Raw genomic sequence first — 17876 nt, forward strand, 5'->3', positions numbered from 1 at the left:
CGTCGTCGTTGCGGTGTGGGAACGGCTCTAATCCCAACCACTCCTATCGGCATTACAGAAATTCTGAACTATGGGTTTCGAAATTGTCGTAAGCGCCTCCGAGCGGGGAGGCCTTAGGGGAAAGGGAAAGCTGAGGGAAAGCGTCATGAAGACCCATCATAACACCCTGCGCGCGCGCCTGCTGGCCGGCGCCCTGATCGCCGCGACCGGCCTCGTGGGCGGCCTCGCCAACGCCGCCGAACCGACGGCTCCGGCCGCGACGCGCGGCGTGGAGAAGCGTCCGAACTTCTTGATCATCGTCGCCGACGACTTGGGCTATTCTGATCTGGGCGCGTTCGGCGGCGAGATCGAGACGCCGAACCTCGACGCTCTGGCCAAGGCCGGCGTGCGTCTCTCGGGCTTCCACACCGCCGCCACCTGCTCGCCGACCCGCTCGATGCTGCTGACCGGCTCGGACAACCACCAGGTCGGCCTGGGCTCGATGGCCGAGATCCTGACCCCCGGCCAGCAGGGCAAGCCGGGCTACGAGGGCTATCTCAACGACCGCTCGGTGACGGTGGCGGAACTGCTGCGCGACGCCGGCTACCGCACGGTGATGGCTGGCAAGTGGCACCTGGGTTTGACCGACGACCAGTCGCCGGCCGCGCGCGGCTTCGAGCGCTCCTACGCCCTGCTGCAAGGCCTGCAGAACCACTATGGCGAGGACCAGAACGAGGCCTACAAGGCGGCCGGCGCATCCTCGACCTTCCGTGAGGACGGCAAGGTCGTGACCTATCCCAAGGGCGTGTTCTCGGCCGACTTCTATGGCGACCGGATGGCCCAGTACGTCCGCGACGGGGCCAAGGACGGCCGGCCCTTCTTCGGCTACCTGACCTTCACCGAGCCTCACTGGCCGCTGCAGGCCCCGCCCGAGACCATCGCCAAGTACAAGGGCCGCTACGATGCGGGCTACGAGGCCCTGCGCGAGCAGCGCTTGGCCAAGCTGAAGGCGCTGGGCCTGGTGGCCAAGGACGTCAAGCCGCACCCGTTCGTCGACGTTCCGGCCTGGAGCTCGCTGACCCCCGAGCAGAAGAAGGTCGAGGCGCGGCGGATGGAGATCTACGCGGCCATGGTCGACCGGCTCGACCAGAACGTCGGCAAGGTGGTGGCGGCCCTGAAGGAGACGGGCCAGTACGACAACACCGTCATCGTCTTCCTGTCGGACAACGGGGCCGAGGGCAGCCGCATCGACACCGTGCGCGCGGTCTTCGACCCGGCCAAGCTGGCGGCGCTGCAGATCGACAACAGCTTCGACAACCTGGGCCGCGCCAGCTCGCACGTCGGCTACGGCCCCGGCTGGGCCCAGGCGGCGACCTCGCCGACGCGGCTGGTGAAGGGCTATTCGACCGAGGGCGGCATCCACACCCCGGCCATCGTCGAGGGGCCGGCCGTCAAGGGCGCCGGCCGCATCGTCGACTCCCTGGCCCACGTCACCGACGTCGAGGCCACGGTGCTGGAACTGGCGGGCGTCAAGCGTCCGGAGACCTATCGCGGCCGTCCGGTGGCCCCGGCCATCGGCCACTCGTGGGTCCAGGCCCTGGCCAGCCCCGACGCCTCGGTGCGCGGCCCGCAGGACACCGTGGCCTGGGAGCTGTTCTTCCGTCGCGCCGTGCGTCGCGGCGACTGGAAGGCGGTCTACCTGCCCACCGCTCCGGGCGGCGCGGCCTATTCGCGCGAAGCCGTGCTGCCGGCCAACTGGCAGCTGTTCAACCTCAAGAGCGACCCGGCCGAGGCTGTCGATCTGGCCTCCAGCCAGCCCGACAAGCTGAAGGAACTGGTCGAGGCCTGGAACCGCTACGCTGCGGACAACGGCGTGATCCTGCCGCCGGCCGCGCCGCCTGCGGGCGCCGCGCCAGCCAAGCCGGCCGGCCGATGAACCGTCGGCGCGGCCTGTCCTGGGCGGTCGCCGCCGGAGCCCTCGTCGCCGGCCTGGCGACGAGCGGCTTCACGGTCGCCGATCCGGCCGGCGTCGAGGTGGCGGCCATTCGCGCCGCCGCCCCCGGCGCTTGCAGACCCCAGCAAGGCCGCGCCTTCGTTCCCGCCGGCGCCGTGGCGCTGGGCGAGGACGGCCCTGGACGTCCGGGCAAGACCCTGGCCGTCGAAGGCTTCTGGATCGACCGCCACGAGGTCACCAACCGCCAGTTCGCCGCCTTCGTCGACGCCACCGGCTATGTCACCCAGGCCGAGCGGGACGGAAGCTCGGCGGTGTTCGTCCAGCCCGAACACCTGTCGGGCGACGACGCGGCCCAGTGGTGGAAGCTGGTGCGCGGCGCCAACTGGCGCCGGCCGCACGGCGGCGGGGCCGACGATCTGGCCCATGCCGACGAGCCGGTGGTGCAGGTCGCCTACGAGGACGCCAAGGCCTATGCCCGCTGGGTGGGCGGGCGCCTGCCTACCGAGGCCGAATGGGAGCGCGCCGCGCGCGGCGATCAGTCCGGCCCGCGCTCGCCCCAGGCCTGGGCCTATGACGACGACGGCAAGCCGGTCGCCAACACCTGGCAGGGCGAGTTTCCGCTGGCCCAGAGCAACGAAGACCACTTCACGGGCCTGGCCCCCGTCGGCTGTTTCGCCGCCAACGCCTTCGGTCTCGTCGACATGATCGGCAACGCCTGGGAGTGGACCTCCAGCCCGGCGGCGAGCGGTCCCGCCCAACGCCTGATCAAGGGCGGCTCGTTCCTCTGCGCCTTCAACTACTGCGCCAACTTCCGCCCCGCCGCCTGGCAGGCGCAGGAGGAGGGGCTGGGGACCTCGCACGTGGGGTTCCGGGTGGCCTACGCGAAGGCGGCGTAAGGCTTTCATTTTATAGCCCGTCATTCTCGCCCTTGTGGCGAAAACCCTTCTGTCAGCCGCAAAGGCGGATGGGGCGGCGTGCTCAGCACGACGCTTGAACTTCACTTGCGGGCGGAAGCAGGGGGACCCGCCACAAGGGCGAGTGTTGACCGAAACCGACACTCGCTCGCGACGCCGATCTGACCGTCCGAAACAGGCGGCGGAGCCAACTTCGGCCTACGACCCGTTGCGGACGGCGGAGCGAGAGTGGCCCCTCTCTCTTAGAGAGAGGGAGGGGCCCATGCGAAGCATGGGAGGGTGAGTGGTTACACCCTCAACCGGCGTGCCGGCACATTGCCCGCAACAGCGTCAAGATCGTCCAGGGGCTTCGCCTACCCACTCACCCTCCCACGCCTTACGGCGCGGGCCCCTCCCTCTCTCCATGAGAGAGGGTTCGAAACCCGCTTCCCACCCTTTGCGGACGCTGACGGTGTCCGCTCTCTGGGGCAGTGTCGGTAGCGGTGGAGGTCCCCGGTTCCAGGGTGGAAATGACGGGAAAAATAGGGAACCGCCGCTACCCCACTAGTTCCCGCGCATCCCCATCCAAATCGATCCTTTGCCGGACGATCTCCAGCCGATCCCCAGCATCCCGCATCTCGTAGAGCTTGCCGCGGGCGTTCTTGAAGGGGCGGTGGACGATCATCATCAGCTGGCCGTCGAAACGCCGGAACAGCATGCCGTGGCCGCTGTCGTGGCGGACCAGCGGCGGCAGCTGCGCCCACGGGCCTTCGAGCTTGCCGCTCATTGATTGGGCCTGGGACTGGACGTAGCCGTCCTTGTCGTAGCTCGACCACAGCATCAGCAGCTGGCCGGTTCGGGTGGTGAACAGCTGCGGGCCGTCGGTGACATAGGCCAGGTCGCCCTCGGGCTGGCGCTTGCCGTCGGCCCACGACGCCTGGCTGGCGGTGAACAGCGTCCGGGGCGGGCCGGCGGCGGCGAGATCGTCGGTCAGGGGCAAGGCCTCGATGGCCCCGTCGCCGACCTGCAGCCATTCGCGCGAATAGACGGACCAGGGACGGCCGTCGGGCGCGACGTAGAGCGTGCCGTCCAGGGTCATGAGGTCCTTGGATGCGACCGGCTCGCCGCCGCGCACGACGGTGAAGGGACCCTCGGGGCTGTCGGCGACCGCCAGGATCGTGCCGCGTCTGTAAGGCTTGCGCCTGCCGACGGGCGGCAGGGCGGCGGCTTCGTCGTGGAAGGTGGTGAAGAGCCACCAGCGGCCCTTCCAGAGGTGAACCTCCGGCGCCCAGGCCCCGCCCTTGAACCAGGCGTCGGTCGGGGCGGCGAAGACGCAGCGCGGCTTCTCCCAGTCCAGCAGATCGCGGCTGGCGTACATCATCGTGCCCAGGCCCGGCGTTCCGCTGAGGCGCGGGATGTTGGCGGTGTAGAGCCGATAGAGCCCGGCGGTCTCGTCGACCACCATGAACGGGTCGTGCAGCGGCATGTTCGGCAGGCGCAGCGACGGCTGGGCGCGCGCGGCGACGGGGGCGAGGGCCAGGGCGGCGGCACCCAGGGCCACGGCCCGGCGTGAACGATCGACGGGCATCAGGGCTCCTAGGAGACTTCACCGATCGGACGATCCGGGTTCCAGCGGCGCTTTGCAACGGCGAGGGCAGGGGGCAAGCTGGCGAGGAACGCACGGCCTGCGGCAAAGGTCATGCTGGTGTAGCGGCGTTTTCGGGCATAAACGTCGCCCAACAACGAAACATGCGATGGAGGCTCTCCAGAAAGGGCCTTGTCCCGAGGAGGAATGCGTTGATCGAGTCGGTCCTGATCGCCAATCGCGGCGAGATCGCGCGCCGGATCATCCGCACCGCGCGCGAGCTGGGCGTGCGCACCATCGCCGTCCACTCCGAGGCCGACAGCCACGCGCCGTTCGTCATGGAGGCCGACATGGCCATCCTGATCGGCGGCTCGCCGGCCCGCGAAAGCTACCTCGTCCCCGAGAAGATCCTGGCCGCGGCCCGCCAGACCGGCGCCGAGGCGATCCATCCCGGCTACGGCTTCCTGTCGGAGAACGCCGACTTCGCCCAGGCGGTCATCGACGCCGGCCTGGTCTGGATCGGCCCGCCGCCGTCGGCGATCCGCGCCATGGGCCTGAAGGACGCCGCCAAGAAGCTCATGATCCAAGCGGGCGTACCGACCACGCCCGGCTATCTGGGCGACGACCAGAGCGAGGCGCGGCTTTCCAAGGAGGCGGCCGCCATCGGCTTCCCGGTGCTGATCAAGGCCGTGGCCGGCGGCGGCGGCAAGGGCATGCGCAAGGTCGATCGCGCCGAGGACTTCGCAGAGGCCCTGGGCTCGTGTCGGCGCGAGGCCGCCGCCAGCTTCGGCGACGACCGCGTGCTGCTCGAAAAGTACGTCACCCGGCCGCGCCACATTGAGGTGCAGGTGTTCGGCGACCAGTTCGGCGACGTCGTCCACCTGTTCGAGCGCGACTGCTCGTTGCAGCGCCGCCACCAGAAGGTCATCGAGGAAGCTCCGGCCCCGGGCATGGACGAGGAGACGCGGGCCGCCGTCTGCGGCGCGGCGGTGCTGGCCGCCAAGGCCGTGGGCTATGTCGGCGCGGGCACGGTGGAGTTCATCGCCGACGCCAGCGAGGGCCTGCGCGCCGACCGCATCTGGTTCATGGAGATGAACACCCGCCTGCAGGTCGAGCATCCGGTCACCGAGATGGTCACCGGCCAGGACCTGGTCGAATGGCAACTGCGCGTCGCTTCTGGCAAGCCCCTGCCGCTGGCCCAGGACGAGATCGAGCTGGACGGCTGGGCCATGGAGGCCCGCCTCTATGCCGAGAACCCGGCCACTGGCTTCCTGCCCTCGACCGGGCCGCTGAAGCACTTCCGCCTGCCGGAAGGCGACGTGCGCGTCGATAGCGCGGTCGAAGAGGGCGGCGAGGTCACGGCCTTCTACGATCCGATGATCGCCAAGCTGATCGCCCACGGCGTCGATCGCGAGGACGCGGCGCATCGCCTGGCCGAGGCTTGCAAGCTGGTCGAGGTCTATCCGGTCAAGACCAACGCCGCCTTCCTGGCCGCCTGCGCCAGCCATCCCGACTTCGTCGACGGCGCGATCGACACCGGCTTCATCGGCGAGCGGCTGGAGGAACTGGTCGAACGTAGCTTCAGCGACGAGCCGGTGATGGCGGCCATCAGCTGGCGCCTTGAGAGCTTTTCCGAGGCTGACTTCAAGCGCGACGTCTGGGAGAGCGCGCCGTCGCGTCTGCTGGGTTTCCGCATGAACGGGCCGCGCGCGGGCATGGACCTGCCGATGGCGGTCGACGGGGTTTCCACGCCCTTGCGGGTTTCGTTGATGGGGGAGGGCGAGGACTGGACCTGGGACATCCGCCATCGCGACGGCCGTGAGTTCGGGGAGGTGACGCGCCTGCCCACCACCTACGGCAAAGGTCCGATCCAAGTGTTCGAAGGCGGCGATGTGCGCGAGTTCGACTTCACGCCGAAGGTCGGCGGCGGCGCCCATGGCGCGGCGTCGGACGGGGTGATCCTGTCGCCGATGCCGGGCAAGGTGGTGTCTGTGTCGGTGATGGCCGGTCAGGCTGTGACCAAGGGCCAGACCCTGCTGGTGCTCGAAGCCATGAAGATGGAGCACGCCCTGGCGGCACCGTTCGACGGCGTGGTCGGCGAGCTCTCGGCCGTGGCCGGGGGGCAGGTGGCCGAGGGCGTGGTGCTGGCGCGGCTGGAGGCCGTTTCCTGATCCTTCTCCCTTTGCGGGAGAAGGTGTCGGCGAAAGCCGACGGATGAGGGGTCCCTCAGACGTCAAACGCCGCGACAGCTGATCGGCTGCCGCGGCGTTTCTGTTCGTGCGACCCCTCACCCGACCTCCTTTGGAGGCCACCCTCTCCCGCAAGGGGAGAGGGGAGGTTCTAGGCCGGCAGCCTCGCCAGCTCCCCATCCTCGTCCTGGCTCTCGTCCAGGGCGCCCAGCTCGCCGCGCGCCCGGGCGGCCTTGCCGTAGAGGATCTCGAACAGCGGGCTCGCCATCAGGGTGGTGATGATCGCCATCAGCACCAGCATCGAGAATAGGGCCGGGCCGATGATTCCCTTCTGCAGGCCGATGTTGATGATGATCAGCTCCATCAGGCCGCGGGCGTTCATCAGGGCGCCGATGCCGCAGGCGGTGGCGTTGTCCTGGCCGGTGAGGCGCGCGGCGGCCCAGCAGGCGCCGCCCTTGGCCAGTATCGAGCCGGCCAGGATCACCAGGGTGACGGCGACCAGGCTGACGCTGTTGACCATGGTCAGCTGGGTGTGCAGGCCCGAGAAGGTGAAGAACATCGGCAGCAGCAGCACGACCGCGAACGGCTCCAGCTGTTTCTTGACCTCGCGGCTCAGCACGCCGCGCGGCAGCACCGTGCCCAGGATGAAGCCGCCGAACACCGCGTGGATGCCGACCGCGTCCATGGCCCAGGCGCACAAGGCGAACAGCATGACGACAATGCCCAGCATGTTGGGCGTAACCTTGCCCTCGCGCTCGGCCCAGCGGCCCAGCGGGGCCAGGAGCTTGGGGCCCAGGGTGATCATGAAGGTCACGAAGATCAGGCCGCCGACGATGGCCTTGATCGCCACGATCGGGCCGCCGCCGAAGGTGGCCAGCACGATGGCCAGCACCGTCCAGGCGCCGGCGTCGTCGATGGCCCCGGCCGACAGCGACAGGGTGCCGAGCGGGGTCTTGGACAGGCCGCGCTCGTGGATGATCCGGGCCAGCATCGGGAAGGCGGTGATCGAGATCGCCGCGCCCATGAACAGGGTGGCCTGGAAGGTGTCGATGCCCTTGCCGAACAGGCCGAGATTCAGCAGCCACGGCGCGATGGCCACGGCGACCAGGAACGGCGCGGCCATGCCCGACAGCGAGACCGCCGCCGCGCTCTTGGCGTTGCTCTTGAAGTGGTCGGCCTGGAAGCCGAGCCCGACCAGGAACATGTAGAGGCCGACCCCCATCTGGGCGCCGACATAGAGCACGCTCTTGGAGTCCTTGGGGAACAGCATGTGCTGCAGGTCGGGGGCCAGCAGGCCGAACAGCGACGGCCCCAGCAGCACGCCGGCGATCATCTCGCCGACCACCTGGGGCTGGCCGAGATATTTCTTCGCCAGCCAGCCGACCAGACGACTGACCGCGATGATGACGAACAACTGCAAGAAGAAGACAACGCTGAGCTCAGCCGGCGTCATGCCCAATACCCCCGATAGGCGCCGTCCTCGACGGTCGCCGTTCCATCCCTGGAGCACGGATACCATCGGTTTGGAACCGGGCCTAGGCGCCAACTGATAGCGTTGTCACCCGGATGCGGCGATCGCACGCTTGCGCAGGCGTCCCGCCGCGCTACATCGACGGCATGGCTCTGCACATGATCAAGCTGGTCGTCGGTTGCGACACCGTCGAGGACCTCGTCGACTGGCACAAGGAAGGCGCGGGCCGTCCGTGGGTGATGCACACCCGCATGACGCCCAAGCGGATCGACGAGATCCTCGACGGCGGCTCGCTGTACCGGGTGTTCAAGGGCCAGGTGCTGTGCCGCCAGACGATCCTGGCCATCGACACGGTGGGCGAGGGGCAGGCGACGCGTTGCGAGGTGACGGTCGATCCGAACTATGTCCGTGTCGCGCCCCAGCCGCGCCGCGCCTTCCAGGGCTGGCGCTACCTGAAGCCCGAAGACGCGCCGCCCGACCTCACCGAAGGCGAAGCCGCCGACATGCCGCCCGAACTGGCGCGGCAACTGCGCGAACTCGGGGCCTGGTGATCGTTTAGTAGATCGTCAACCTCAGGCTGCGACGCTTTGTCCTCGGTCTTTCGGGGAGAGTGAAGATGCGACTGGCCTATGTGGCGCTCGGCATGGGGTTGCTGTTTCTGGCGATGGTCGCCGCCGTCGGAATCGCGCTGGCGGTGAAGGTCTAGGCGCTCAAAAGCCCATATTGTCGATCAGCCGGGTCTTGCCCAGCCAGGCGGCGGCCAGCAGGCGGGGCTTGGCCTCGTTCAGGGCGTCGGGGCCCAGGCGCGACAGGTCGTCGGCGTCGCGGAAGTCGAAATAGTCGACCTGGCGGAAGCCGGCGGCGGCGAGGGCGGCCTTGCCGGCGGCTTCGGCTTCGTCGATACGGCCGCCGGCCCGGACGGCGGCGATGGCGGCCTTCATGGCGTTGGGCAGGGCCACGGCGGCGGCGCGCTCCCCGGCCGACAGGTAGGCGTTGCGCGACGACAGGGCCAGGCCGTCCTCGGCCCGGGCGGTGGGGGCGCCGACGATCTCGACGGGCAGGTCGAGGTCGCGGGTGACGCGGCGGATGACCTGGAGCTGCTGGTAGTCCTTCTCGCCGAAGACGGCGATGTCGGGCTCGGCCTGGATCAGCAGCTTGGTGACCACGGTGGCGACGCCGCCGAAGAACTGCGGGCGGGCCGCGCCTTCCAGCGGTTCGGAGACGCCGGTCAGGTTGATGGTGGTCGCAAAGCCCTGCGGATACATCTCGGCGCCGCTGGGGGCGAACAATAGGTCGCAGCCGGCGGTTTCCAGGAGCTGCGCGTCACGGGCCTCGCCGCGCGGATAGGCGTCGAAGTCCTCGTGCGGGGCGAACTGCTTGGGATTGACGAAGACGCTGGCGACGGTGCGCTGAACCTTGGTCTGGGCCAGGCGGATCAGCGACAGGTGGCCGTCGTGCAGGGCGCCCATGGTCGGGATCAGGGCCACGTGCTCGCCGGCGGCCTTCCAGGCGCGGACGTGCTGACGCAGTTCGGCGACGGTGCGGACGATGCGGGTCATGGCGGAACTCTGCTGCAACGCAAAAACAAGCGTTCGGACGGGGCGGCTTATGGCCGATCTGGGACATCCGGTCCACCTGCGACACGGAGTCTGTGGACGCCGGGCGCCACAAGATTGACGCTGATGGCGCGCAGGGCGCTTCATGCGCGTTAAGATTTTGGTTAGATTCGCCGAGTCGGGCGGAACGAAGGATGAAGCCAATGGCCGAAACGCGCGTGATCGTCGTCGGCAATGAAAAGGGCGGCGCCGGCAAGTCCACCATCGCGGTGCACCTGATGACGTCGCTGTTGTACGGCGGCGCCAAGGTGGCGGTGATGGACCTGGACCTGCGCCAGTGCACCAGCATGCGGTTCTGCGAGAACCGCGCGTCCTGGCTGGCCGGCAACAAGGTCACCCTGCCGATGCCGCTGACCTTCCGGCTCAGCGAGGACGACATCGCCCTGGCCGCCGCATCGGAAGCCGAGCAGGTGGCCGCGTTCGAGAAGGCCTTCCTCGCCGCGCGCGAAGTCGCCGACTTCGTGCTGATCGACACCCCCGGCGGCGACACCCAGATCACCCGCATGGCCCACGGCCTGGCCGACCTGATCGTCACCCCGATGAACGACAGCTTCGTCGACTTCGACATGCTGGGCCACGTCGATCCGGTGACCATGGAGCTGCAGAAGCCCAGCCTCTATTCCCAGACGGTGTGGGAGGCCCGCAAGGCCCGCGCCATGGCCGGCCAGCGCCAGCCGCTGGACTGGGTGGTGCTGCGCAACCGCCTGGCCACCACCGAGGCCCGTAACCGCAAGCGCCTGGAAGACCGCCTGACGGCCCTGGCCAAGCGGGTCGGCTTCCGCATGGGTCCCGGCCTGCGCGACCGCGTGATCTATCGCGAGCTGTTCCCGTTCGGCCTGACCATCGCCGACCTGTCGACCCAGGTCCGCCCGGTGCCGGTGTCGCTGCAGCACCTGGCCGCGCGCCAGGAACTGCGGGCCCTGATGCATTCGCTTGGTCTGGCGGCCTTCTCGGGCGAAACTCTGCTCGCCGCCCAGTAACTTTCCGGGCGGCGGCGGGTCCGCTGATGCTCTTCTATCTGATCCTCGGCGCGGTGGTCGTCGCCTGGCTGCTGTGGGGCAAGCGCAAGCCGCTGCTGGCCGGCGAGGGCTGGCGGGTCGGCGCGGGCGTGGCCTCGGCGGCCGCGTTCGCCGCCGCCGCTTACGCTGGCGTGCGCAGCCAGTGGCCGGCGACCCTGGCGCTGTGCGTGCTGGGCCTGTGGTGCGCCACCTCGGCCCGCCAGCGGCCGGTGATCCGCAAGGTGAGCGAGCCGCGCAAGGCCGAGCTGTCGGCCAGCGAGGCCCGCTCGATCCTCGGCGTCGACGCCAAGGCCGGCGCTGACGAAATCCAGGCCGCCTACGCCCGCCTGATCCGCCTGGCCCATCCCGACAAGGGCGGCACGGCGGGCCTGGCGGCGCAGTTGAACGCCGCGCGGGATCGGTTGCTGAAGGGGCGGTGAGGGGGCGGCGCCCGGACCTTTGTGCTCGTCGTGATCCCCATCACCGTTCCTCCCCGCGAAGGCGGGGATCCAAGCGGACTTTCAGGATGAAGCACGCTCGGCGATAGGCCCGCTGACTCGGCTTGGATCCCCGCCTTCGCGGGGATGCTCGGAGCATTGAGCTGAGCCTCAAGTGCAAAGAAAAAGCCGGCGACCGCGAGGCCGCCGGCTTTCTTGTGTCTGGCTCAGCCCGTAATCAGCGCGGGGCGATGACCATGCAGGGCTGGCGCTTGGCGCTGATCGCCGAGCAGGCGGCGCGGGCGGCTTCGGCGGTCATGCCCTGGAACTGGGCCCGGAAGGCGCCGCCGGCGGCTCCGACCACGGCGCCCTCGGCATCGGACACGGCCTTGGCGAAGCGGTCGCGGACGATGCTCAGCTGCTTGTTGGCCAGGCTCTTGGACTGGAAGGCGCCGACCTGGACGCTCCACTCGCCCTTGGCCTTCTTCGGGGCCGGCTTGGCGGCTTCCTTGGCGGCCTTGAGGGTGGGGGAGACCTTCACCGGAGCGGACTTGGGATTGTCGGTCAGCACGATCTTCAGGCCGGCCTGGTCGCCGTCGCCTTCTTCCGACGAGGGACGCATGATCGGGCCGGTCGGATCCTCTTCATAGAGATTGGCGGCGATGCTGGTGCGCTCGCCGTGCGAGCGGCGCTTGAGCACGTCGAAGCCGGTGGTCAGCAGGTCTTCCATGTTGTTGTCGCGCCAGGCGGTCGAGGAGCCGCCCAGGACCACGGCGATCAGGCGGCGGCCGTCGCGCACGGCCGAGCCGGCGAGGTTGAAGCCCGACGCATTGGTGTAGCCGGTCTTCAGGCCGTCGAAGCCTTCCATGCTGGTCAGCAGGCGGTTGTGGCCGCGGACATAGGACCCGCGGAACTCGAAGCCCTTGAGGCTGAAGTAGGAATAGTACTGCGGGAAGTCGCGCATGGTGGCGCGCGACAGGATGGCCAGGTCGCGGGCGGTGCTGATCTGGCGGCTGTCGGGCAGGCCCGAGGCGTTGACGAAGCGGCTGTTGCGCATGCCCAGTTCCTGACCGCGCAGGGTCATCAGGGCGGCGAAGCGGCTTTCGCTGCCGGCCAGCTTCTCGGCCATGGCGGTGGCGATGTCGTTGGCCGACTTCACGGCCATGGCGCGAATCGCCTCGTCGACGCTGAGGCTATCGCCGGGGCGCAGGCCCATCTTGGTCGGGGCCTGGGCGGCGGCGCGCGGCGAGATCGGCACGCGGTCGGTCAGCTTCAGGCGGCCTTCGCTGAGCGCCTCGAAGGTGAGGTACAGCGTCATCACCTTGGTGACCGAAGCCGGATAGCGCGGGCTGTCGGCGCGCTTGTCGTAAAGGACTTCGCCCGAATTGGCGTCGATCACGATGGCCGCGTACTTCGGCTCGGAAGCGTTCAGTTGCAGGTACGGGATCTGGGCCGAGGCGACGGTGGGGGCGGCGGCGCCAGCCATCGCGGCGACGGCGAAGCCGGCGGCGACGAGAAGGCGACGAGCGGAGAAAAGCCTGGCGAACATGCGACAAACGTCCGTCATTTTGAACTGAGCGGTTCCGCACCGCCACACGCGTGAACCTAGCATGCGCGTTGTCGCCTTACGCCAAAGTAAACAACTGGTGAGCGATTTCGCCGCAGAATGAGATAAAACTTAGGCGTTGCGGCAACGCTTCGCCCCAGTCGCGCCATGTCGAAGCCCTCAGGCGGTCCGGGTGCGGAGCAGCTTCACCTTAGGTTATGGTGCACTGCACAAAAACGTTTGACTGCTGCGCTGCAACATGAGAAAACCGTGTCGTCCCAACGCACGGGGCAGGGCTGCGGACCATCTCCCGTTTTCCGCCGTTCGAACCTGTGCCCCGCCATCTGCCCAGGAGCCTTCCCCATGGCCGTCACCGAGACCCTGAAGAGCACCGTCGAGCAATACTCCACCGCCTCCAACCAAGCCTTCAAGGACGGCGTCGACAAGTCGCTCGCCGCCCTGGCCGAGGCCAATGTCCATTCGAAGAAGAACCTCGAGGCCGTCGTCGCCTCGGTGACCGCCGCGACCAAGGGCGCTGAAGCCCTGGGCGCCGAAGCCTTCGCCTACTCGAAGAAGGCCGCCGAGGACCAAGTCGCCGCCGCCAAGGCCCTGGCCTCGGCCAAGAGCGTGCAGGAAGCCGTCGAGCTGCAGACCGCCTGGGCCAAGTCGGCCCTGGAAGCCTACATCGCCCAGGTCAGCAAGGCCTCGGAGATCGTCTCGGCCTCGATGAAGGACTCGGTGAAGCCGCTGAACGAGCGCGTCACCGCCACGGTCGAGAAGTTCCAGGCCGCTCGCTAAGCCAAGTTTCGGAGCCGCCCCGCCGAGGGGCGGTTTCGCAGATCTACCCAGCCTTCAGGCTCGGACCTCGCGGTCCGGGCCTTTTTTCTTGTGCCCGGGCTCCCCCTTGCTAAGCATGCGCACTCTGTAAGGGAGCGTGTGATGTCGAAGGTGGAAGAGCGTCTGGCGGGCCTGGGGATCACGCTGCCGGAGCCGGTGGCGCCGGTGGCCAACTACGTGCCGTTCGTGCGGTCCGGGAACCTCGTCCATATCTCCGGCCAGATCTCGCTCGACGCGTCCGGCGGCATCAAGGGCACGGTCGGGGTCGACGTCGACCTGGAGACCGCCCAGGAGGCCGCGCGCCTGTGTGGGATCAACCTGCTGGCACAGATCAAGGCCGCGACCGGCGACCTCGACAAGGTGGCCCGCATCGTCAAGCTGGGCGGCTTCGTGCAGGCTGGCCCCGACTTCATCGACATTCCCAAGGTGATCAACGGCGCTTCGGACCTGATGGTCGAGGCGTTCGGCGACGCCGGCCGCCACGCCCGCTCGGCCGTCGGCGTCTACAAGCTGCCGCTGGGCTTCGCCGTCGAGGTCGACGCCGTGGTGGAGGTCTTCTGATGCGCGCCCGTCCGCGGCCCGGGACCGAGGTGTTCGGCGAGGCGTGGGAGCGCCTGTTCGATCCGCCCGTCGCCCATCGGGGGCTGTGGACGCCCGGCGGCGCGCCGGAAAACTCGCTGGCCGCCTTCCAGGCCGCCTGCGCCAAGGACTACGCCATCGAGCTGGACGTCCAGCTGACGGCCGACGGCCAGGCGGTGGTCTTCCATGACGATCGCCTGGAGCGGCTGACCGGCGCCGAGGGCCGCCTGCGCGACCACACCGCCGCCGAGCTCGGCGCGCTGAAGCTGTCGGGCACCGACGAGACCATCCCGACCCTGGCCGACGCCCTGACGGTGATCGGCCACCGGGCCATGGTCTATATCGAGCTGAAGACCCCGTTCGGCGAAGTCGGCGAGCTGGAGAAGAAGGTCTCGGAGATCCTGATCGACCACAACGGCCCGATAGCCGTGATCGGCTTCAATCCCTATTCCCACGCCTGGTTCGCCGACCACCATCCGCAGATCCTGCGGGGGCTGGATTCCTACAGCTGGAACGACGACAACGCGCGCAAGCTGGCGCCGGAACTGCGCAAGTCGCTGGCGGCGCTGGAACAGGTGGAGCTGGCCCGGCCGGACTTTTTGGCGCTCGGCCTCGACATGCTGCCCAGCCCGCGCGCCGACGTGTTCCGCGCCAAGGGCATGCCGATCATCGCCTGGACCGTGCGTTCGCAGGACCAGTGGGACGCCGTCTCCGACCATTGCGACAACCTGATCTTCGAGGGCTTTACGGCGTGAGTTCACTGAAGGCGGAGGTGCGTATCCACCGCCGCATCGCCGACATCGGCAAGGAAGCCTGGGACGCCTGCGCCGGTCCGTCCGGCGACCCCTTCGTCAGCTTCGACTTCCTCGATATCCTTGAAGAGAGCGGCTGTGCGGCCGACCGCACCGGCTGGGCGCCGCATCACGTCAGCGTCGCCGACGTCGATGGCGAGATCGGCGGTGTGATGCCGCTCTATCTGAAGAGCCACAGCCAGGGCGAATACGTCTTCGACCACGCCTGGGCCGACGCCTACGAGCGGGCCGGGGGCGACTACTATCCCAAGCTCCAGTGCTCGGCGCCGTTCTCGCCGGTGACCGGGCCGCGCCTGATCGCCCGGCCGGACGTCGATCCGGACGAGGCGCGCTCGGCGCTGCTGGGCGGCGCCCTGACCCTGTGCGAGCGCCTGAAGGCCTCGTCGCTGCACGTGACCTTCCCGACCACGGAAGAGTGGGACTGGATGGGCGATCGCGGCCTGCTGCGCCGTCAGGACCAGCAGTATCACTGGGAAAACGCCGGCTACGCGACCTTCGACGACTTCCTGGCGGCCCTGTCGTCCAACCGCCGCAAGACCATCCGCCGCGAGCGGCGCGACGCCCAGGAGGGGCTGGAGATCGTCGCCCTGTCCGGCGACGACCTGAAGCCCGAGCACTGGGACGCCTTCTTCGGCTTCTACATGGACACCGGCGCCCGCAAGTGGGGGCGGCCCTATCTGAACCGGCGGTTCTTCTCGCTGCTGCACGAGCGGATGGCCGACAAGGTGCTGCTGATCCTGGCCCGGCGGCCGGACGGGCCGTGGATCGCGGGCGCGCTGAACCTGCTGGGCCGCGACTGCCTCTACGGCCGTCACTGGGGCTGCACCGAGGACGTGCCGTTCCTGCATTTCGAGCTCTGCTACTATCAGGCCATCGAGCACGCGATCCGGCTGGGCCTGCCGCGCGTCGAGGCCGGCGCCCAAGGGCAGCACAAGATCGCCCGCGGCTACCTGCCGAGCGCGGTCTATTCCGCCCACTGGATCGCCGACCCGGCGCTACGCGCGCCGGTCGCTCGCTACCTGGAGCAGGAGCGGGCGGCGGTGGCCGAGGACATGGCGATGCTCACCGAGGAGTATTCGCCGTTCCGGCACGCCGACGGCTAGAGCCGAACCTCAGCGGTCTTGTCGTCGTAGTCCTTCTTCGGGTCGACGCCGAGCAGCATCTTCACGCCGGCGAACAGGCTGTTCTCGTTCAGCCAGATCTGGGCCTGGCCGGGTTCGAAGCGCAGCAGGCGCAGCTTGGGATCGTCCTTGCCCTCGTACCAGGCGGCGATGAAGGGGTTCCACAGGCGCTCGACCATCTCGGGGTCGGTCTCGATGGTCAGGCGGCCGTCGACCGCGGCGAACAGGTCGTGGCCCTTGGAGGCGAAGTGCAGCAGGGCAGGGGCGCCGGCGCCGGTTTCCTTGACCAGGTCGACGTCGACGGCGCTGAAGATCCAGGCCGCCTCGGTCTCGTCGCCGTCGAGGACGAAGGTCATCGGCTGGGCCCGGCCGCCTTCGCCGCCGCGCAGGCCGATCAGGCCGGTGCGGTCGGATTTCAGGGCCTTCCAGAACTTGGCTTTCAGTTCGGCTTCGTTGGACATGGGGATCTCCTCCATTGGACCTAGCCAACGGAGGGCGAAGCGGGTCGTTCCCGTTCAGGAGCGCTCGAAGGCGGCCTTCAGCAGGGTCTTCACCTCGTCGTCGATCTCGGCGGGCGAGGCGAGGGCGAGCTTGGCCTTCAGCCGTTCGGACCAGCCTTCGTTCTTCGGCTCGGACAGGCGAGGGGAGGCGTTGGGCGCCAGGGCCAGGCCCAGCGACACGCCTCCGCCCTTGAGCGGCTTGGCGGCGGCGAACTGCACCTTGTTCGACCAGGCCGTGAAGCCCTTGCGCTGGCCGGTGACCAGGCCGGGGAAGTCGGCCACGGCGGCCTCGATCGCTTCCAGGATGGCGGTGGAGGCCGGGTCGGTCCATAGCGCCGCGCGCAGGCCGGCCGCGTCGTCCCAGCCCAGTTCGGACGGGAAGGCCTCGCCCAGGATGTGGGCGCAGCGATTGACGCCCAGGCCGTAGTGGGTTTTCAGCCAGTCGATGCGGGCCTTGGGCCTGGTCTCGGCGCAGTCGCGGCGGACGATCTCGACCCATTGGGCCAGGGTCTTGCCGGTGTCGCGTTCCAGGCTGGCCTGGACCGAGGCGAACCACTTCTTCTGGCGGTCGGTCAGGCCTCGGCCCGCCTCGTCGGTCTTGCCCACGCTTGCGCCCCCCCTCGTGGTTTGGCCAGTGGTTTGCTAGAGCCTGTCCCACGCAATTGGAGACGGTCATGAGCCTTCACGGAACCTACGACCCGGACAACATCTTCGCCAAGATCGTTCGCGGCGAGATCCCGAGCGTGAAGGTGTTCGAGGACGACGAGGTCCTGGCCTTCATGGACGCCTTTCCCCAGTCGCCGGGTCACCTGCTGGTGATCTCCAAGACCTCCAAGGCCCGCAACGTGCTGGAGGCCGAGCCCAAGACCCTGGGCCGGCTGATCGGCGCGGTGCAGAAGGCCTCCCGGGCGGTGACCACGGCGCTGAAGCCCGATGGCGTGGTGGTGACCCAGTTCAATGGGACGCCGGCCGGCCAGACGGTGTTTCACCTGCATTTCCACGTCATCCCGCGCTACGAGGACCAGGAAGTGGGCCGTCACGGCGAAGGCATGGCCGACGCCGAGGACCTGAAGGCCCTGGCCGCGAAGATCGCCGCGGCGCTGTAGGGTCCGCTTCCGCGGACCCCCTCAGTCGCTCCGCGACAGCTCCCCCAGAGGGGGAGCATCTAGGCGCTCAAGATCCTCCCCCTCTGGGGGAGGTGGCCCGGAGGGCCGGAGGGGGCAGGCACGGCGCTTCGTCCTCGCGCTTTCGCTACGAGTTGATCGGAGAGGGCGCGGGGCGTCCGGGCTGCGCCCGGCTGGGTGGGTTTTTTATACCGTTTCGACGAAGCTCAGACGCCCCCCCCGATCGTTTAACCAC

The 17876-nt window shown here is 68.8% G+C and carries 17 protein-coding genes; 11 read left to right on the forward strand and 6 right to left on the reverse strand.

The window, feature by feature from the left end; genetic code table 11:
* Positions 1–145: 145 nt before the first annotated feature.
* Both I4Q42_RS20795 and I4Q42_RS20800 read left to right on the forward strand, forming a co-directional pair.
* Complete coding sequence (locus I4Q42_RS20795) at positions 146–1915, forward strand: arylsulfatase (RefSeq protein ID WP_232793324.1); 1770 nt, start codon at positions 146–148, stop codon at positions 1913–1915.
* Positions 1912–2829, forward strand: a complete 918-nt coding sequence (locus I4Q42_RS20800; protein WP_198577999.1) for a formylglycine-generating enzyme family protein — start codon at positions 1912–1914, stop codon at positions 2827–2829. The genes I4Q42_RS20795 and I4Q42_RS20800 overlap by 4 nt, the downstream gene beginning before the upstream one ends.
* Before the next feature lie 553 nt (positions 2830–3382).
* Here I4Q42_RS20800 and I4Q42_RS20805 read toward each other — a convergent pair.
* Positions 3383–4414: a glycoside hydrolase family 43 protein gene (locus I4Q42_RS20805; RefSeq protein WP_198578000.1), complete on the reverse strand. Its 1032-nt coding sequence runs from the start codon at positions 4412–4414 to the stop codon at positions 3383–3385.
* 209 nt (positions 4415–4623) lie between these two features.
* On the opposite strand from I4Q42_RS20805, the gene I4Q42_RS20810 reads away from it, so the two are divergent.
* Positions 4624–6582 carry an acetyl/propionyl/methylcrotonyl-CoA carboxylase subunit alpha gene (locus I4Q42_RS20810; protein WP_198578001.1) on the forward strand — a complete coding sequence of 653 codons (1959 nt, stop codon included), beginning with the start codon at positions 4624–4626 and terminating at the stop codon, positions 6580–6582.
* A 169-nt stretch (positions 6583–6751) separates the two neighbouring features.
* Here I4Q42_RS20810 and I4Q42_RS20815 read toward each other — a convergent pair whose 3' ends face one another.
* Positions 6752–8053 (reverse strand): cation:proton antiporter, encoded by a 1302-nt coding sequence (locus tag I4Q42_RS20815; protein ID WP_198578002.1) that lies wholly within the window; start codon positions 8051–8053, stop codon positions 6752–6754.
* A 164-nt stretch (positions 8054–8217) separates the two neighbouring features.
* On the opposite strand from I4Q42_RS20815, the gene I4Q42_RS20820 reads away from it, so the two are divergent.
* Entirely contained in the window at positions 8218–8622 is a 405-nt protein-coding gene (locus I4Q42_RS20820) for a DUF1489 family protein (protein ID WP_198578003.1), read from the forward strand.
* Between the two features lie 159 nt (positions 8623–8781).
* Here I4Q42_RS20820 and panC read toward each other — a convergent pair whose 3' ends face one another.
* The gene (gene panC / locus I4Q42_RS20825) at positions 8782–9630 is read right to left on the reverse strand and encodes a pantoate--beta-alanine ligase (RefSeq protein WP_198578004.1); all 849 of its coding nucleotides are present in this window, start codon (positions 9628–9630) and stop codon (positions 8782–8784) included.
* Positions 9631–9830: 200 nt separating this feature from the next.
* On the opposite strand from panC, the gene mipZ reads away from it, so the two are divergent.
* Together mipZ and I4Q42_RS20835 are read left to right on the forward strand one after the other, a co-directional pair.
* Positions 9831–10667, forward strand: coding sequence for a division plane-positioning ATPase MipZ (gene mipZ / locus I4Q42_RS20830; protein WP_198578005.1), 837 nt, complete (start codon positions 9831–9833; stop codon positions 10665–10667).
* Positions 10668–10693: 26 nt separating this feature from the next.
* Positions 10694–11125, forward strand: a complete 432-nt coding sequence (locus I4Q42_RS20835; RefSeq protein WP_198578006.1) for a J domain-containing protein — start codon at positions 10694–10696, stop codon at positions 11123–11125.
* A 235-nt stretch (positions 11126–11360) separates the two neighbouring features.
* Here the strand turns inward: I4Q42_RS20835 and I4Q42_RS20840 are convergent, their stop codons facing one another.
* Positions 11361–12671: a D-alanyl-D-alanine carboxypeptidase family protein gene (locus tag I4Q42_RS20840; RefSeq protein WP_198578007.1), complete on the reverse strand. Its 1311-nt coding sequence runs from the start codon at positions 12669–12671 to the stop codon at positions 11361–11363.
* A gap of 360 nt (positions 12672–13031) precedes the next feature.
* Here I4Q42_RS20840 and I4Q42_RS20845 point away from each other — a divergent pair, with 360 nt between their 5' ends.
* The 4 genes from I4Q42_RS20845 to I4Q42_RS20860 all read left to right on the forward strand — a co-directional run bounded on the left by I4Q42_RS20845 (position 13032) and on the right by I4Q42_RS20860 (position 15999).
* Positions 13032–13466, forward strand: a complete 435-nt coding sequence (locus I4Q42_RS20845; RefSeq protein WP_198578008.1) for a phasin family protein — start codon at positions 13032–13034, stop codon at positions 13464–13466.
* A 141-nt stretch (positions 13467–13607) separates the two neighbouring features.
* Positions 13608–14066 carry a RidA family protein gene (locus I4Q42_RS20850; protein WP_198578009.1) on the forward strand — a complete coding sequence of 153 codons (459 nt, stop codon included), beginning with the start codon at positions 13608–13610 and terminating at the stop codon, positions 14064–14066.
* Positions 14066–14839: a glycerophosphodiester phosphodiesterase gene (locus tag I4Q42_RS20855; protein WP_198578010.1), complete on the forward strand. Its 774-nt coding sequence runs from the start codon at positions 14066–14068 to the stop codon at positions 14837–14839. The genes I4Q42_RS20850 and I4Q42_RS20855 overlap by 1 nt, the downstream gene beginning before the upstream one ends.
* Positions 14836–15999: a GNAT family N-acetyltransferase gene (locus I4Q42_RS20860; protein WP_198578011.1), complete on the forward strand. Its 1164-nt coding sequence runs from the start codon at positions 14836–14838 to the stop codon at positions 15997–15999. Before I4Q42_RS20855 ends, I4Q42_RS20860 begins: the two co-directional genes overlap by 4 nt.
* Here I4Q42_RS20860 and I4Q42_RS20865 read toward each other — a convergent pair.
* Positions 15996–16478, reverse strand: a complete 483-nt coding sequence (locus I4Q42_RS20865) for a pyridoxamine 5'-phosphate oxidase family protein (RefSeq protein WP_198578012.1) — start codon at positions 16476–16478, stop codon at positions 15996–15998. The genes I4Q42_RS20860 and I4Q42_RS20865 overlap by 4 nt on opposite strands.
* Positions 16479–16532: 54 nt before the next feature.
* The gene (locus I4Q42_RS20870; protein WP_198578013.1) at positions 16533–17123 is read right to left on the reverse strand and encodes a DUF4287 domain-containing protein; all 591 of its coding nucleotides are present in this window, start codon (positions 17121–17123) and stop codon (positions 16533–16535) included.
* A 68-nt stretch (positions 17124–17191) separates the two neighbouring features.
* Between I4Q42_RS20870 and I4Q42_RS20875 the strand changes: the two genes are divergently transcribed.
* A complete protein-coding gene (locus I4Q42_RS20875; protein ID WP_198578014.1) occupies positions 17192–17623 on the forward strand; it encodes an HIT family protein in 432 nt (143 codons plus the stop codon).
* The last annotated feature ends 253 nt before the right edge of the window (positions 17624–17876 follow it).

This window comes from Caulobacter hibisci (assembly GCF_016135805.1).
Classification (GTDB): domain Bacteria; phylum Pseudomonadota; class Alphaproteobacteria; order Caulobacterales; family Caulobacteraceae; genus Caulobacter; species Caulobacter hibisci.